The 13,931-nt window shown below is 68.9% G+C and carries 18 protein-coding genes; 9 read left to right on the top strand and 9 right to left on the bottom strand.

Annotated elements, in window-relative coordinates:
- Position 1: 1 nt before the first annotated feature.
- The 5 genes from MRBLMX7_RS07625 to MRBLMX7_RS07645 all read right to left on the bottom strand — a co-directional run bounded on the left by MRBLMX7_RS07625 (position 2) and on the right by MRBLMX7_RS07645 (position 3,998).
- Positions 2–895: a carbohydrate ABC transporter permease gene (locus tag MRBLMX7_RS07625; protein WP_200903859.1), complete on the bottom strand. Its 894-nt coding sequence runs from the start codon at positions 893–895 to the stop codon at positions 2–4.
- Complete coding sequence (locus MRBLMX7_RS07630) at positions 888–1,847, bottom strand: carbohydrate ABC transporter permease (protein ID WP_050723269.1); 960 nt, start codon at positions 1,845–1,847, stop codon at positions 888–890. Before MRBLMX7_RS07630 ends, MRBLMX7_RS07625 begins: the two co-directional genes overlap by 8 nt.
- 7 nt (positions 1,848–1,854) lie before the next feature.
- Positions 1,855–3,126, bottom strand: coding sequence for an ABC transporter substrate-binding protein (locus tag MRBLMX7_RS07635; RefSeq protein ID WP_363367219.1), 1,272 nt, complete (start codon positions 3,124–3,126; stop codon positions 1,855–1,857).
- Between the two features lie 126 nt (positions 3,127–3,252).
- Positions 3,253–3,612: a fluoride efflux transporter FluC gene (locus MRBLMX7_RS07640; protein WP_363367224.1), complete on the bottom strand. Its 360-nt coding sequence runs from the start codon at positions 3,610–3,612 to the stop codon at positions 3,253–3,255.
- Positions 3,609–3,998, bottom strand: a complete 390-nt coding sequence (locus tag MRBLMX7_RS07645) for a fluoride efflux transporter FluC (RefSeq protein ID WP_363367226.1) — start codon at positions 3,996–3,998, stop codon at positions 3,609–3,611. Before MRBLMX7_RS07645 ends, MRBLMX7_RS07640 begins: the two co-directional genes overlap by 4 nt.
- Positions 3,999–4,086: 88 nt before the next feature.
- Between MRBLMX7_RS07645 and MRBLMX7_RS07650 the strand changes: the two genes are divergently transcribed.
- Entirely contained in the window at positions 4,087–5,613 is a 1,527-nt protein-coding gene (locus MRBLMX7_RS07650; RefSeq protein ID WP_363367228.1) for an FAD-dependent oxidoreductase, read from the top strand.
- Positions 5,614–5,615: 2 nt separating this feature from the next.
- Here MRBLMX7_RS07650 and MRBLMX7_RS07655 read toward each other — a convergent pair whose 3' ends face one another.
- The 3 genes from MRBLMX7_RS07655 to MRBLMX7_RS07665 all read right to left on the bottom strand — a co-directional run bounded on the left by MRBLMX7_RS07655 (position 5,616) and on the right by MRBLMX7_RS07665 (position 7,766).
- Positions 5,616–6,428 (bottom strand): nitroreductase family protein, encoded by an 813-nt coding sequence (locus MRBLMX7_RS07655; protein WP_363367229.1) that lies wholly within the window; start codon positions 6,426–6,428, stop codon positions 5,616–5,618.
- A 4-nt stretch (positions 6,429–6,432) separates the two neighbouring features.
- Positions 6,433–6,807, bottom strand: coding sequence for a hypothetical protein (locus MRBLMX7_RS07660; protein WP_363367231.1), 375 nt, complete (start codon positions 6,805–6,807; stop codon positions 6,433–6,435).
- Positions 6,808–6,977: 170 nt separating this feature from the next.
- Positions 6,978–7,766 carry a MerR family transcriptional regulator gene (locus MRBLMX7_RS07665; protein ID WP_363367233.1) on the bottom strand — a complete coding sequence of 263 codons (789 nt, stop codon included), beginning with the start codon at positions 7,764–7,766 and terminating at the stop codon, positions 6,978–6,980.
- Between the two features lie 207 nt (positions 7,767–7,973).
- Here MRBLMX7_RS07665 and MRBLMX7_RS07670 point away from each other — a divergent pair, with 207 nt between their 5' ends.
- The 7 genes from MRBLMX7_RS07670 (at position 7,974) to MRBLMX7_RS07700 (ending at position 12,839) form a co-directional block, all read left to right on the top strand.
- Positions 7,974–8,216 (top strand): hypothetical protein, encoded by a 243-nt coding sequence (locus tag MRBLMX7_RS07670; RefSeq protein ID WP_050723261.1) that lies wholly within the window; start codon positions 7,974–7,976, stop codon positions 8,214–8,216.
- Between the two features lie 65 nt (positions 8,217–8,281).
- Positions 8,282–9,004, top strand: coding sequence for an ABC transporter ATP-binding protein (locus MRBLMX7_RS07675; protein WP_363367235.1), 723 nt, complete (start codon positions 8,282–8,284; stop codon positions 9,002–9,004).
- Positions 9,001–10,515: a hypothetical protein gene (locus tag MRBLMX7_RS07680; protein ID WP_363367237.1), complete on the top strand. Its 1,515-nt coding sequence runs from the start codon at positions 9,001–9,003 to the stop codon at positions 10,513–10,515. The genes MRBLMX7_RS07675 and MRBLMX7_RS07680 overlap by 4 nt, the downstream gene beginning before the upstream one ends.
- Complete coding sequence (locus MRBLMX7_RS07685) at positions 10,469–10,720, top strand: hypothetical protein (RefSeq protein WP_363367239.1); 252 nt, start codon at positions 10,469–10,471, stop codon at positions 10,718–10,720. The genes MRBLMX7_RS07680 and MRBLMX7_RS07685 overlap by 47 nt, the downstream gene beginning before the upstream one ends.
- 1 nt (position 10,721) lies before the next feature.
- On the top strand, positions 10,722–11,288 hold the full coding sequence (locus MRBLMX7_RS07690) for a hypothetical protein (protein ID WP_363367241.1): 567 nt from the start codon (positions 10,722–10,724) through the stop codon (positions 11,286–11,288).
- Positions 11,289–11,373: 85 nt separating this feature from the next.
- A complete protein-coding gene (locus MRBLMX7_RS07695; protein ID WP_050723256.1) occupies positions 11,374–12,216 on the top strand; it encodes a DUF4097 family beta strand repeat-containing protein in 843 nt (280 codons plus the stop codon).
- Positions 12,213–12,839: a PadR family transcriptional regulator gene (locus tag MRBLMX7_RS07700; protein WP_363367243.1), complete on the top strand. Its 627-nt coding sequence runs from the start codon at positions 12,213–12,215 to the stop codon at positions 12,837–12,839. Before MRBLMX7_RS07695 ends, MRBLMX7_RS07700 begins: the two co-directional genes overlap by 4 nt.
- Before the next feature lie 101 nt (positions 12,840–12,940).
- Here the strand turns inward: MRBLMX7_RS07700 and MRBLMX7_RS07705 are convergent, their stop codons facing one another.
- Positions 12,941–13,483 (bottom strand): universal stress protein, encoded by a 543-nt coding sequence (locus MRBLMX7_RS07705; protein ID WP_050723255.1) that lies wholly within the window; start codon positions 13,481–13,483, stop codon positions 12,941–12,943.
- A 149-nt stretch (positions 13,484–13,632) separates the two neighbouring features.
- Between MRBLMX7_RS07705 and MRBLMX7_RS07710 the strand changes: the two genes are divergently transcribed.
- Complete coding sequence (locus MRBLMX7_RS07710; RefSeq protein ID WP_050723254.1) at positions 13,633–13,821, top strand: DUF3073 domain-containing protein; 189 nt, start codon at positions 13,633–13,635, stop codon at positions 13,819–13,821.
- Positions 13,822–13,931 lie beyond the last annotated feature (110 nt).

Raw genomic sequence — 13,931 nt, forward strand, 5'->3', positions numbered from 1 at the left:
GTCATCCCTTCGATCCGCTGAAGGCGATGCCCTGGATGAACTGCCGCTGCAGGATCATGAACGTCACCAGCATCGGCAGCGTGGCGAGCAGGGCGCCGGCCATGAGCACCGGGTAGTCGGTGCCGTGGATGCCGACGAGCTGCGAGAGCCCCACCGACAGCGGCATGCGCGCCGGGTCGGTCGTCACGATCAACGGCCAGAGCAGATCGTTCCAGGACCACAGCACAGTGAACACCACAAGTGCGATGATGCCAGGCTTCGCGAGCGGAACCATGATCCGCCAGAAGGTCTGCCACGGATTCGCGCCGTCGATGCGCGCGGCCTCCTCGAGCTCGGCGGGCATCGAGAGGAAGAACTGCCGCATCAGGAAGGTGCCGAAGGCGCTGAAGATGCCGGGCACGATGAGCGCCTGCAGCGTGTTGAGCCACCCGAGCGCCTGGATGATCTCGTACTGCGGCAGCAGGTACAGCTGCGAGGGCACCATGAGCACCGAGAGGAACACGACGAACAGCGCGTTGCGGCCGGGGAACGGGATGCGCGCGAAGGCGTAGCCGGCCATCGTGCACAGCACGACCTGCCCCACCGTGCGACCGATCGTGAGCAGCACCGAGTTGGCGAACATCTGCGCGAAGGGCATCGAGTCGAACACCTCGGCGAAGTTCGTGAACACCCATTCGCGCGGCAGGATCGACGGCGGCACCTGCACCGAGTCGGACAGCGTCTTGAACGAGGTCAGCAGCTGCCACACGAACGGGAACACCATGAGGACCGCGCCCACGATGAGCACGAGGTGCACGATCCAGAGGCCGCGGTTGCGCGGCTTTCCGGGGCGGGATCCCGATCGGCCGGGGGCGGCGCCGACGACGGCGCGCGTGTCGAGCGAGACGTCACTCATAGTGCACCCACTTCTTCTGCAGGCGGAACTGCACGATCGTCAGCACCAGGATGATGAGCAGCAGCAGGAAGGCGACGGCGGCCGCGTAGCCGCGGTCGTTGTCGAGGAACCCGGCCTCGTAGAACAGGTAGACCACGGTGCGGGTGTTGGGCATGGCCGGGTTGCTGCGTCCCAGCATCATGTAGACGAGGTCGAAGACCTGCAGCGCGCCGATCACGCTGATGACGCTCACGAAGAAGATCGAGGGCGACAGCAGCGGGATCGTGATGGAGAAGAACTTGCGCACGGGGCCGGCGCCGTCGAGGTCGGCGGCCTCCATGATCGTGTCGGGGATGCCCTGCAGCCCCGCGAGGAAGATCACGATGTTCGTGCCGAGGCCGGCCCAGATCCCCACGACGGCGATCGCGATCAGCGCCGTGCTCGGATCGGTCAGCCAGCTGCGCCCGTCGATGCCCACTGCGCCGAGCGCGGCGTTCAGCACCCCGTAGTCGCCGTTGTAGATCATGCGCCAGACCAGCGCGATCGCGGCGGGCATCGTCACGACCGGGATGAAGTACAGCGTGCGGTAGGCGCTGCGCCCCTTGAGGCCCGTGGTGTTGAGGAGGGCGGCGATCGCCACCGCGAGCGGGATGCCGATGAGCGCGATCACCGTGTACAGCGCGGTGTTGCGCAGGGCGCCGATCAGCTCGGGATCCTGGAACAGACGGGCGTAGTTGTCGATCCCGACCCACTCCGAGCCGCCGAACGGCCCGGACTTGGTGAACGAGATGAGGAGCGTCCGCACGGTCGGCCACAGGTAGAACGCGGCGATGCCGACGGCCGTGGGGCCGAGGAAGACCAACGCCCACCAGGGCGAGGCGCCGGGGCTGCGCCGTCGGCGGCGGATGCCGGAGCGCGGCGGCTCCGGCATCCGCTCCGCCTGCACGGCTTCGCGGGGGGCGACGACGGTCATGACGGCGTCACTCCTGCTCGGCGTCCAGCGCGGCCTGCATCTTCTCGGCCAGGTCCTTCAGGCCGGCCTCGGGCGTGACCGCTCCCGACCAGACCTGCGAGAGCACCTCGCTCTCGATGCTCGTCCACGCCGACGTGTTCCTCGACACGGGGTAGGGCACGGCGGTGTCGAGCGCGTCGATGTAGACCTGGAGGTCGTACTGCGGCAGGGCGTCGACCCAGGCATCCTGCGTGCCGTCGAACGCGGGGATCACGGTGCCGGTCTCGGCCTGGATCTTCGCGGCCTCCTCGCCGCTCGCGAACGCCGCGAACGCCTTCGCCTCAGCCAGGTGCGCGCTCTTCGCGTTGGCGACGTTGCCGACACCGTGGATCACGCTCTGGCTGCCCTCGGGCCCGGCGGGAAGGGGAGCGACGTCGACCTTGTCGGCGATATCGGAGTTGCTGCCGTAGGCGATCGCCGCCCAGGAGCCGTTCTGGAACATCGCGACCTTGCCCGAGAGGAACATGTCCTCGGGGTTCGTGTCGGTCATCTGCTGCGCCGTGGGCGAAGAGCCCGCAGCGATCAGATCGGTCCACAGCTCGATGCCCTCGAGCGCCTCGGGGCTGTCGTACCCGGTCTTCGTGCCGTCTTCCGAGATGACCTCGCCGCCGGCCTGCGCGATCGAGTCGTAGAAGTTCTCCTGACCGTACTGGCTCGCCGCGACGCCGAACTGGCCCGTGGCGGGGTCGGTGAGGGCGGCGGCGGCGGCCGTGAAGTCGTCCCACGTCCATCCGGCGGCGGGGTGGGCGACGCCGGCCGCGTCGAACAGCTCCTTGTTGTACCAGAGCGCGACGGTGTCGAAGTCCTTCGGGGCGCCGTACAGCTTCCCGTCGTAGGTGTAGAGGTCGATCAGACCCTCGGGATAATCCGCGGCATCCACCCCCGCATCGTCGAGCGGGGCGAGCTGGCCGTTCGAGGCGTAGAGCTGGAAGTTGGGGCCGTTCATCCAGAACACGTCGGCGGCCGACCCTCCGGTCGCCGCGGTCTGCAGCTTGGTGAAGTACTCCTTGTACGGCGTGACCTGGATGTCGATGGAGACGTTCGGGTTCTCCTTCTCGAACGCCGCAGCGATCTCCTCCATGGCCGGCTTCTGGTTCTCGTCCCAGATCGCGTAGCTGAGCGTGACGTCGCCACCGGAGGCGGAGTCGCCGCCCGTGGAGGACGAGCAGGCGCTGAGTGCCAGGACGGCGACCGCGGAGGCGGCGAGGGCGCCGAGGGCGCGAGGGGAGGTGCGGGGCATCGGTGTCTCCTTTGACGGGTGCGGGAGGTGTGCGTCGATCAGTGTTAAACGATTAACAGTTAAACGATTAGCAAGGAGACTAACCCGGTCAGGCGGCCGCGCGCAAGCATCGATTCGCCGGTGGCGTCAGAGCTGCGCGCCGAGCAGCATCCCGAGGCCTGCCGCGAGCAGGCCCAGCACCAGCATCCCCACCGCATTGAACGCGGATGCCGGGCGCTCGCCGTCGCGCCACAGCGCGACCGTGTCGAGCATCGCGGTGCTGAAGGTCGTGTACCCGCCCAGCAGTCCCGCACCGAGGAGGAACGCCTGCTCGGGCAGGGCCGTCGTGACGAGACCGAGCGCGAAGGAACCGGTGAGGTTCACCGCCAGGATGCCCCAGGGGAAGCGTCGTCCGGCGAGCGAACCCACAGCGACATCGAGCACATACCGCAGCGTGGCCCCCAGTCCCCCGGCGAGCGCAGCGCCGAGGAACAGCAAGGGGCTCACGGCGCACCCTCCGGCGTCGAGCCGACGTCGCGAGGGCGCCCGAGACGCAGCCCGAGCGCCGCCGCGGCGAGACCGAGCACCAGGCTCGCGACCGCGTACGCCACGGCCAGAGCGGGCGCCGTCGCCCACACCCCTACCGTGCCGGTCATGAACGCGCTGTATGTGGTGAAGCCCCCGAGCACTCCGGTGCCCAGCAGCACGCGCAGATCCGTGGTCTGCGGAAGTCGCGCCGCGAGGACGCCGATCAGGAACGAGCCCGCGACGTTCACGGCGAAAGTCGCGACCGGGAAGCCGCCGACCTCCGGGATCCACAGGCCCAGGGCGAGCCGCGCCGCCGTGCCCGCGGCGCCCCCGAGGAACACGAGGAGCAGGCGGCGGGGAGTCACCCGGCCACTCTAGCCCGCCGCTCTCGCAGCGCCGCGGACGCTTGTCAACCCGCTGTGCGACCACACCCCAGGGGCCAAGACTGACGCCATGAAGCCGCTGTGGAAGATCGACTCCGCCCCGCCCGTCGGCACGCCCTTCGAGTCCGGAGGGCGGCACGACGTGGTCATCGTCGGCGCGGGCCTCACGGGTCTCGCCACCGCCGTCATGCTCGTACGTGCGGGACTCGACGTGGCCGTGGTCGAAGCCGGCGCGGTCGGTGAACTCGCGACGGGCGGCAACACCGGCAAGTTGTCGCTCCTGCAGGGACAGCGCCTGGCCGAGATCCGTCGACACCATTCGGCGTCGCTGGTCCGCGCGTACGTCGACGCGAACCGCGCCGGGATGGACTGGCTGCTCGAGTTCGCGGAGCACGCGGGCGTGCCGTACGAGCGCCGCACCGACCACACCTACGCGCAGACCCCCGACGCACTGGAGAGCGTGCGCGCCTCGCATGCCGCCGCACGCGAAGCGGGACTTCCGACGCGGATGCTGATCGGCACGCAGGTGCCCGAGACGTTCCCGGTCGCGGGAGCGGTCGCGCTCGACGAGCAGGTGACGATCGACCCGATGCGGGTGGCCCGAGCCCTGGCCGAGGAGTTCCTCGCCGCGGGAGGGACGCTGCACACCGGCATCCGCGTGACGGCCGTCCATGCCCTGCCGGACTCGCGGGTGGAGACATCGTCCGGCCCGCTGTTCGGCGAGCACATCGTCGTCACGACGGGCGCCTCGATCCTCGACCGCGGCCTGTACTTCGCCAAGATGCGCGCGTTCCGGTCGTACTGCGTCTCGTTCCGCGTGCCCGGGGACATCCCGGCTGCCACCTACATCTCCGCGGACGGGCCGACCAGATCGATCCGTCCCGTCTCGCCGTCCGACGGGCCCGAGGACGGCTCGAACCTCGTGGTCGGCGGCAACGGGCACCCGGTCGGGCGCTCCGACGGCGAGCGTGCCGCGGTCGACGACCTGGTCGCGTGGACGCAGCAGCACTACCCCGGTGCCGAGGAGACGCATCGCTGGTCCGCTCAGGACTACGAGTCGCACAACCTGCTGCCGTTCGTCGGCGCGATGCCCCGCGGTCTCGGTGCCGTGCGCTTCGCGACCGGGTACGCGAAGTGGGGCCTCTCGAACGCCCCTGCCGCAGCCCTCCGCCTCACCGCCGAGGTGCTCGGCGCGAGCTGGCACGACCGCCCCGACTGGATGGTGAAGATCGGCACGCGGCTCACCGTGCCCGCCGACCTCGCTCGCGGGGCGGTCGAGGGCGCGAAGGTCGCCGCCGCCGCGACCACGGGGTGGGTGGATGCCGAGAGACGGTCCGTCCCCGTGCCCCGGCCCGCCGAGGGCGAGGGCGTCGTCGCGAACCGCGGCGGACTGCCGGTCGGCGTCTCGACGGTCGACGGCGTCACTCGAGCCGTCGACGCGGTGTGCCCGCACCTCGGCGGTGTGCTCGCCTGGAACGACGCCGACTGCACGTGGGACTGCCCCCTGCACGCCTCCCGCTTCGCCGCCGACGGCACGCGCATCGAGGGGCCGGCGCTGCACGACCTGAAGACGCTGCCGCGCACGAGCGGCGGTTGAGCTCAGCGCTCGGCGTCGGCGGGCGGGTCGTCCCAGCCCTGCTGCGGCTGCTCGCACGTCTCACGGAACACGTACTGCGAGACGAGCTTGCGCTGATGGCTCGACCAGTCGATCGCGGGGCGGCGCTGCTCGGGCGGCAGGTAGCCGAGCCGGTACACGGCCATGAGCTCGAGATCGTCGGGCACGTGGAGGAGCTCGATGATCTCCTCCCATCGCCCCGGCACCTCCATCGGGAACGAGATGAACTGGATGCCCATGCCGAGTTCGACCGTGGTCAGCCAGACGTTCTCCATCGCGGCGCCCATGCTGAACACCGAGTAGAACGACGACAGCTGACCGGGCCGGTACTCGCTGCGATCGAGCATCACGCCGAGCAGCAGCGGCGACCCCGCCACGAGCTTGTGGTTCTCCTCGCCGAGCGTCTTCGGCACCCCGAACGTGTTCATGAGCTTCTGCCCGCGCTTCGTGAACACCTGGCTCGTGAAGGGGCGGAGCGCGGCGGGGAGCTTGTCGAACAGCATCCCGCTGCGCTTCTCCTCCATCTCGGCCTGGCTGAAGCGGAAGTACGGCTTGTAGCGCTCGAAGAACGTGCCGTTCGACATCGCCTCGGTCATGCTCTCGCCAGAGATGCGCGCGATGCGGTCGATCGTGCCGCGGTCCTCGATCACGACGAACCGCCACGGCTGGCTGTTCAGCTGCGAGGGGGCGCGGCCGGCGGCCTCGAGCAGGATGCGCTGGTGCTCTTCCGACACCGGGTCCGGCAGGAACGGACCGTTCGTCGTCTTGCGGCGGCGGATGACATCGAGCAGTTCCATGCGTTCACTTCCGGTCGGAGGGGATGCGCGAGCACACGAGGCCCGCGACGACGAAGGGCGCTGCGGCGAGCGCGACGAGCGGATGCCGTCGGGTGTGGGTACCGAGGTACGGGATGGCCGCGAGCGGTGCGATCGCCGGAGCGAGGGATGCCGCGGCGCGGCGGCTGGCCCGCTTGGGACGCGCCCACAGCACAGCGCTCAGCGCGGCGGCGGTCGTGACGCACGTGGCGATGTAGAGCGCGTGATGAACCCAACGGAAGTTCTTGGTGTCGACGAGTCGGGCGGCGACCGCGGTGCCGAGAGCGGCGTTCGCGGCGTAGGCGATCGTGGCGGCGACGAACAGCGAAGCCGCGTTCGTGCGCTTCCGACGGTGGGTCATGGCACGACCCTACGCCCGGAGGCGGCGTCTGGCTCGGCTCTTGCGGCGAGTGCGGGACTTCGATACGTCTCGAGCGGAGAGGGCGCGTCTCGTCTCGCTCCGCTCGCTCAACGACCGATGGACCGGTCGTTGAGCGAGGAGCGGAGCGACGATACGAAACGCGCCAGGTTCTACAGGTGCGCGTCCGCATAGACGCGGAGCGCGTCACGGACGAACTCGGCGCCGTGGGTCCCGCCGGACGACGTCGCGTAGTTCGCGCCGAAGCGCGGATCGGCGACGTACATCTCGCCGAGACCGATCACGTACGCCTTCACGTCGCCACCGGGCACGGATGCCGGGGTGCCGGGCACGCCCGTCAACCATTCGACGTGGCGACGTGCGATGTCCTGGGCGTCCGCGGATGCGGGGTCGATGCCCCTCTCGGCCGCCCTGATCCAGTCGCGACCGAGGTCGGCCACGCGCTGCTGCCAGTCGGCGCGCTCGGCATCCCTCATCCCCCGCCACCAGCGGTCGCCGTCAACGTAGGCCGTGCGGCCCCAGCGCTGCTCGACCTCGTCCTTGTACTGCGTGTGGTCGAAGCCGTCGAACATGTTCTCTGCCATGAGCTCTTCACCTCCTCTCAGTGCCGTGATGGTGCTCTGGACCGACGCGATCTGACGCGCCAGTCTGTCCTGCTCTTCGCGCAGCAGCGCGAGGTGCGTCTCCAGGGCTGCGGCCTCGGCCTGGCCCTGTGGAGCGGCTCGCAACACGTCGGCGATCTGCGGCAGCCCGAGTCCGAGTTCCCTCAGGAGCAGGATCCGCTGCAGCTGCACGAGAGCCGCCTGGTCGTAGTGCCGGTATCCGTTGTGCGCGATGCGCGTCGGCGGCAGCAGGCCGATGTCGTCGTAGTGACGCAGCGTCCTGCTGGTGGTACCCGCAAGGCGGGCGATCTCCTGGATCGACCAGTCCCGACCCGTCATGACCTGCTCCTTCCCTCGGGCGTCGTGCTCGATGACTCCACGGTAGAGGTTGACGCTACGTCAAGGTCAAGTGCGATCCACTCACTCGCGAGAACCTGCCGACGCAATGTAGTCGTATGACGGTATATACGCCTCGAATCGCTTGTGGAAGTGGTCGCCCGACTGCGAGCATCATCCCACCGACAACAAGTAGAAAGAAGGTGGTTCATGTCCGTGATGTCGATGATCGAGCCCACACTGATGCGCCGACGCGTCCAGGACGCCGTCGACGACGTGATCGTCCGCGTCGACGCCTGGTGGCTGGTGCTGATAGCAGCGATCCTCGTGTTCGGGGTGGCGTTCCTCGCAGCCCTCGCACTCTGGTGCTTCTTCTCCAACGGAGGCAGGAAGTTCACCGGCAACTGGAAGTGGAGCAAGAAGGGCGTCTCCGTCTCGATCGAGTGCGTGTGACGCCACCCCGTTCCCTCGGCGTCACTGACGGTGCGCCGAGGGACACCCAGAAGAAAGGTGCCGAGATGCTGCTGGACGTCTCGTCCGTCGGATTCTCCTATGTGAAGTCCCGGCCCGTCCTGCGGGGCGTGTCCTTCTCCGTGGACCGAGGCGAGCGTGTGGGCCTCGTCGGACCGAACGGCTCCGGGAAGTCGACCCTCATCCGCCTTCTCGCCGATCTGCTGCAGCTTCGCGGCGGCCGGATCAGCATGCAGGGACGCCCGCACCGCGACCGGGCCTCGCGTCGGGACCTCGCCTACTCGGCGAGCAACGACACCCTTCCGCAGTTCCTCACGGGACGCGAGTACGTCGATCTGATGCACCGCCTCTACGGCCAGGAGACCGACGCGGCGAAGGCGGCCGACCTCTTCCGCCGCTACGACATGGCGGGCCGCGAAGGCGACCTCATCGAGGACTACTCCCACGGCATGCGCAAGAAGGTGCAGGTCATCGCGAGCCTTCTCGTCGAGCGCCCCCTCACGATCATCGACGAGACGCTCAACGGCGTCGACGCCGATGCGGTGCGCGCGTTCACCGCCGATGCCCGTCGCCTGGGCGCGGACCGAGCACTCATCTTCTGCAGCCACGACCTGCGTCTCATCGAGGCCGTCTGCGACCGGGTGATCCTCCTGGTCGACGGCGCCGTCCGCCACGATCTCCGCACCGACGAGGTGTTCGGTCGGTACGGGTCTCTCGATGCCCTCGTCGCGGAGGCCACGGGCCGGCCGGCATCCTCTCCGACGCCATGACTCCCGCACTGATCCTGGCCGGATTCCTCGGCACCTTCCTCGTTCGCAGGGTTCTCCGGCACGGGGTGCTCCGAGTGCCCGCGATCCGCGCGCTGCTCGTGGCGGTCGTCGTGATCGCCCTCGGCGGCGCGCTGACGTTCGGGGTGGTGACGCTGCGGAGCATCATCACCGACCCCGAGCTGCTCCGCCCGCTGCTGCGCGTGGCCTGCACCGCCGTGCCGATGTGGACCCTCGCGCTGTTCACGGTCGTCCGCGTCCTGTTCCTGCGGTCGAACGACCTCGTCGAGCTCACCTACTGCCTCCCCGTGACCAATCGGGCGCGAACCATCGGGTTCATGCTGTTCGAGGCGGCGCTCGTGGGAGCGGGGACCGCCGTGATCCTCGGAGCGCTCGTCCTCGGAGCCCTGTCGATCGGCGGGATCGGGACTCTCGACGACATCGTCACGTGTCTCGTCATGCCGTCCGTGATCTCCTACCTCCTCGCGAGCGCCCTGTACCTGGCGCTCGAACGCGGGCTCCTGCGTCTGCGACTCGCACGGCTGCGGTCGTTCCTCGTCCCGGTGATCCTCGCGGGCTCCCTGATCGCCCTGTCCGTCGTGACCACCGCCCAGTCCGAGCGCGTGCTGTTCGCGGCGGTCGACCGCGGGCCCGAGCACTTCGCGGTCCAGTTGCTCTTCGCCGATCTCGCCGAGACGCTCGGCCCGGTCGTCGCGACCGTCGCCTGGCTCGCGATCGTCGCCGTGCTCGTCGCACTGATCCTTGTCGTGAACCCGCGGAGCTTCGAGCCGACCCGGAGATTCGCGATCGCTCCCCGCCTGTTCGGGAGCTCCGAGTTCGGTGCCTACGTCGCCGCGCACCTCCGCCCGATCGAGACCATGACGGTGTACGGCCTCGTGCTGGGCGGGTCCTACGCTCTCCTGCTCCTCGACATCGAGCTGCCGCCGTTCCTGCTCGTGGCCTGCACGGTGTCCGCCGTGTACGCCCACGTCTCCACGGCTCCGCTCCGCGCGATCGGGCCGCGGCGGCACGGCCTGCTCGTGCGCTATCTGCTCATCGTCGCGCCGCAGGCGACCGCGCTGGTCCTGTGCGCCGTGCCAACCGGCGTGATGTCGGCCCTCACCGGGATCGACGTGGTCACGATCCTCGCCGTGGTCGGCTTCGCACTGTCGAACATCGTCGTGCTGACCCTCGCCGGCATCGCCTTCCCGCCGGAGAAGGGCAATCCGTTCTCCGTCATCGTCGGCATCGTGACGACAGGCATCGTCACCGGCACCCTTCTCCTCGGGACCGATCTCCTCGGTCTCCCCACCGGAGTGAGCGTCGTCTCGCTCCTCGTCATCAGCGCTGCGGCAGTGGGGCTCTCGCTCCTCGGAATGCAGAAGATCGAAAGGACGGAACGTCATGAAGTGGATGTTCAGAGCACTCGGATGCGTCGTAGCGGCCGCCGTCGCCGTGGCGGGGATCGTGACCGTCACGCTGGTGTGGCTGATGTTCTCGTCGGGGTCGACTGAGGGCCGACGACTCGGCTTCTTCGACTCGCTGTTCGTGAGCGTCGATCAGCGCGAGGACGGCACGACAGGGCTGGAGGTGGGACTCGCGAATCCGGCGCCGCTCGTGATCGCGGCCGTCGTCGTGACGTTCCTGCTGCTCGCGACGCTCGCCGTGTACGACATGCTGGTCGAACGCCGGGCGCAGCTCCTCGCCGAAGCGGAATGACGTGTGGACGCGGGCCATCGACTCCTTTGACGTCCGCACGCTGAGCCGTTGGTTACTGCGGGCGGGATGGCCGCTGCACATCGTCTTCGCGTCCACCGCCACCGCGGCCGTCGTGCTCGGCGTCGTCACGGCGCAACCGGCCCTTCTCGTCGGCACGACCCTGCTCGCTGTCCACTACTCGTGCGGACTCTGCGCTTCCTTCGTGCTCCATGAGCTCGGTCACGCGATCGCGCTCCGACGCTCGCCGGGGGTGACGACGCTCACGCTCGAGCGCACGCTCTGGCGGATCTCGGTGTCGGCGCGCGGTCGCATCCGAGGTCGCGACATGTTCGTCGCGGCTGCCGCGGGCCCGGGCGGATGCGTCGCAGTCGGTCTCCTGCTCCTGCTCGCGTGCCCGGACCTCCTCCTGCACGCGTGGTTCCTCGCGCACGGGTTCTTCCTGGTCCCGATCTTCGCGGACGGGCGCGCCGCGATCGCGGGCGCCCGGTCGTGGCATCGGTGGATCGGGTGCGAGCGATCCACCACCGGGATCCCGTCGACCGACGAGAAGGCGCGATCACAGTCTTGACACCTTCGAGATATATCGTGTTACGCTTCTCGCACACGATATATCGTGATCCGTCTCAACACGGCCCCCACCCACAGGAGAAGAAATGACCGAGAAGTGGCTCATCGCCCCCGGCGAGGAACGCGTCATCGACATCGAGAACGTCAGTCGGCTGAAGATCGGCCTGGTCGGCGGCCAGGTCGACGTCATCGCGCACGACGAACCCGGCATCCGCATCGAAGTGCACGGAGTGACCATCAAGGACCTCCGCATCGAGTCCCACGACGGCGAGGTCGAGATCGACCACCCGCAGCTCGGCTGGGACAACTTCCTCGAGGTCTTCCGCAACTTCGGCTCCGGAGGCCCCAAGGCCGAGGTCAGCGTCGCGGTCCCGCGCTCGATCGCGCTGAACCTCGGCGTCGTGAGCGCAGGCGCGCTGGTCTCCGGCATCCGCAACGACGCCCGCCTCAACACCGTGTCAGGCGACCTCATCGTCGACACGCTGATCGGCGACCTCACCGTCAATTCCGTCTCGGGAGACGTGCAGGTGCGCGGCCTCACCGGTTCGATCAGCGCCAACAGCGTCTCGGGTGACATCGCCGTGACCGGCACCGTGCGCAAGGCGACCGTCGACACCGTGTCGGGCGCGACCCTGGTCGACGCCGCCGGCGACGTGAACACCGTCACCGTGAACTCGGTGTCGGGCGGCACCACCGTGCGGCTCGACGAGTCCCTCGCCGCGAACTACGTGCTGCGCTCGCTCAGCGGCCGACTCCTGATCGACGGCGTCGAGCGGTCCTCCTCGGGCCCCAGCAACTACACCGGCTCGACCGGAGAGCTCGCCGGACGCTTCGTCGACCTGCGCGTGAACTCCGTCTCGGGCGGAGTGACGGTGCTGCGCCGCACCCCCGCCTCGATCGAGAACGACGCCGAGTGGGAGGACGCATGAGTCCCGCGGTCTTCTCCCACGGCGACCTGCGCCTGTACCTGCTGTCGCTGCTCGCCGAGGCGCCGCAGCACGGCTACGGCATCATCCAGGCGCTCACCGACCGCACGGGAGGCACCTATACGCCCAGTGCCGGCACGATCTACCCGCGTCTCGCGAAGCTCGAGGAGGAGGGCCTGGTCTCCAAGACCGTCGACGGCCGCACCACGATCTACGCGATCACCGACGCCGGACGCGCCGAGCTCACGTCTCGCGAGGGCGACCTCGCCGGCATCGAGGCGGGACTCACCGACTCGGTGCGTCTGATCGCCAACGAGGTGCGCCAGAGCGTCAAGGAGGCGATGAAGAGCCTCCGCGCCGACTTCGCGTCCGCCGAGAAGGACGACCGCGCGGCCTCCAAGGCCCGTCCCCGCACACCCGGCGACGACGAGCGCATCGTCAGTCGCGAGGAGATGCACCGCGCGGATGCCGTGATCAACGCGTTCCGCGCCAGGGTGCGCACCGATCTGCGCACGCACGTGGCGCAGGGGGGCCGCCTGCCGGCATCCGTCGTGACGGAGCTCGAAAACGGATTGGATGCCGCGGCCAGGGGTATCACGGCGGCTCTGTCGACCCTGTCGCACTGATCGGGCGGCGAGTTTCGTCTCCTCGCTGCGCTCGCTCGACGATCGGCACCCGGTCGTCGAGCGAGCGAAGCGAGACGAAACGCGCCCAACCGCGCGAGTCGCTACTCGGTCCAGATCTCGGGCTGCGTGTCGGGCACCGGCTCTTCGAGCGGCACGACGAGCACGGAGCGATGCTGCCGATGAGCGAGACGCGCGGCGACCGATCCGGTGAAGAACTCGCGGATCGACTCGCCGATCCCCCGCTTGCGGGTGCCGACCACGATGAGCTGCGCGTCGAGCTTGTTCGCCAGCTGCTTGATCGCGAGGGCGGGGTCGCCGACGAGCTGACGCGCCGTCCAGGTGAGCCCGGTGCCGTCGAGCGCCGCGGCAGCCTCCGACTGCACGGCCTCGAACTCGGCCGTGCCCGCGTCGAAGTTGATGTCGATCGGCGCCGAGTGCACGTATCCGTCCGGATCCTCGTACGTCACGAACCGCGTGACGTCGACGTGCACGACCACGAGCGGCACCCGCAGCAGGCGCGCGAACCGCGCGGCTTCGTGGATGACGTGCGCGCTCTGCCCCGGCTGCATGCCGACGATCACGGCTTTCTGCAACGTGGCGTTCTGGGCGGCCTCATCGGAGGGAGTGGAGGCGTTGTCGGTCATGAGAATCGCTCCCTTCACAGTGCTGCTGTCAGGCAGTACGGCGTAGCCGCGTGCTATTCTGAATGCTACTCTTACCGGCTTCGCGCCGGTGTCGTGAATGCATCGGGCCCCAGCTAGCCCGCAGCTCAACTCGTGAGGGGGTCTCAGGCATGGGCCGTGGCCGTCAGAAGGCGAAGCACACCAAAATCGCCCGCGAACTGAAGTCATTCAGTCCGTCTGTCAACTACTCGGCGCTCGAGCGCGAACTCGGTCACCCGAGTGACTCGGAGAACGAGTACGTCGACAAGTGGGCTGACGAGTACGCCGACGAAGACGAGGACGAACTAGAGAAGGCCTGACCGCTTTCCCGTTCGTCGTCTCCCCCGTGCACCGCACGGGGGTTTCGTCGTGCCCGGCGAGCATTCGGGCACACCTGCCGGTCGAGTTCCGCGAGGCATCGCGAGGAGGC

The organism is Microbacterium sp. LMX7-1.2 (genome assembly GCF_040675935.1).
Lineage (GTDB): Bacteria > Actinomycetota > Actinomycetes > Actinomycetales > Microbacteriaceae > Microbacterium.

Excerpts from the sequence above, each read along its gene's own strand:
- MRBLMX7_RS07625 (WP_200903859.1), bottom strand. The coding sequence starts at position 895 with ATGAGTGACGTCTCGCTCGACACGCGCGCCGTCGTCGGCGCCGCCCCC.
- MRBLMX7_RS07630 (WP_050723269.1), bottom strand. The coding sequence starts at position 1,847 with ATGACCGTCGTCGCCCCCCGCGAAGCCGTGCAGGCGGAGCGGATGCCG.
- MRBLMX7_RS07635 (WP_363367219.1), bottom strand. The coding sequence starts at position 3,126 with ATGCCCCGCACCTCCCCTCGCGCCCTCGGCGCCCTCGCCGCCTCCGCG.
- MRBLMX7_RS07650 (WP_363367228.1), top strand. The coding sequence starts at position 4,087 with ATGAAGCCGCTGTGGAAGATCGACTCCGCCCCGCCCGTCGGCACGCCC.
- MRBLMX7_RS07655 (WP_363367229.1), bottom strand. The coding sequence starts at position 6,428 with ATGGAACTGCTCGATGTCATCCGCCGCCGCAAGACGACGAACGGTCCG.
- MRBLMX7_RS07660 (WP_363367231.1), bottom strand. The coding sequence starts at position 6,807 with ATGACCCACCGTCGGAAGCGCACGAACGCGGCTTCGCTGTTCGTCGCC.
- MRBLMX7_RS07665 (WP_363367233.1), bottom strand. The coding sequence starts at position 7,766 with ATGACGGGTCGGGACTGGTCGATCCAGGAGATCGCCCGCCTTGCGGGT.
- MRBLMX7_RS07670 (WP_050723261.1), top strand. The coding sequence starts at position 7,974 with ATGTCCGTGATGTCGATGATCGAGCCCACACTGATGCGCCGACGCGTC.
- MRBLMX7_RS07675 (WP_363367235.1), top strand. The coding sequence starts at position 8,282 with ATGCTGCTGGACGTCTCGTCCGTCGGATTCTCCTATGTGAAGTCCCGG.
- MRBLMX7_RS07680 (WP_363367237.1), top strand. The coding sequence starts at position 9,001 with ATGACTCCCGCACTGATCCTGGCCGGATTCCTCGGCACCTTCCTCGTT.
- MRBLMX7_RS07695 (WP_050723256.1), top strand. The coding sequence starts at position 11,374 with ATGACCGAGAAGTGGCTCATCGCCCCCGGCGAGGAACGCGTCATCGAC.
- MRBLMX7_RS07700 (WP_363367243.1), top strand. The coding sequence starts at position 12,213 with ATGAGTCCCGCGGTCTTCTCCCACGGCGACCTGCGCCTGTACCTGCTG.
- MRBLMX7_RS07705 (WP_050723255.1), bottom strand. The coding sequence starts at position 13,483 with ATGACCGACAACGCCTCCACTCCCTCCGATGAGGCCGCCCAGAACGCC.
- MRBLMX7_RS07710 (WP_050723254.1), top strand. The coding sequence starts at position 13,633 with ATGGGCCGTGGCCGTCAGAAGGCGAAGCACACCAAAATCGCCCGCGAA.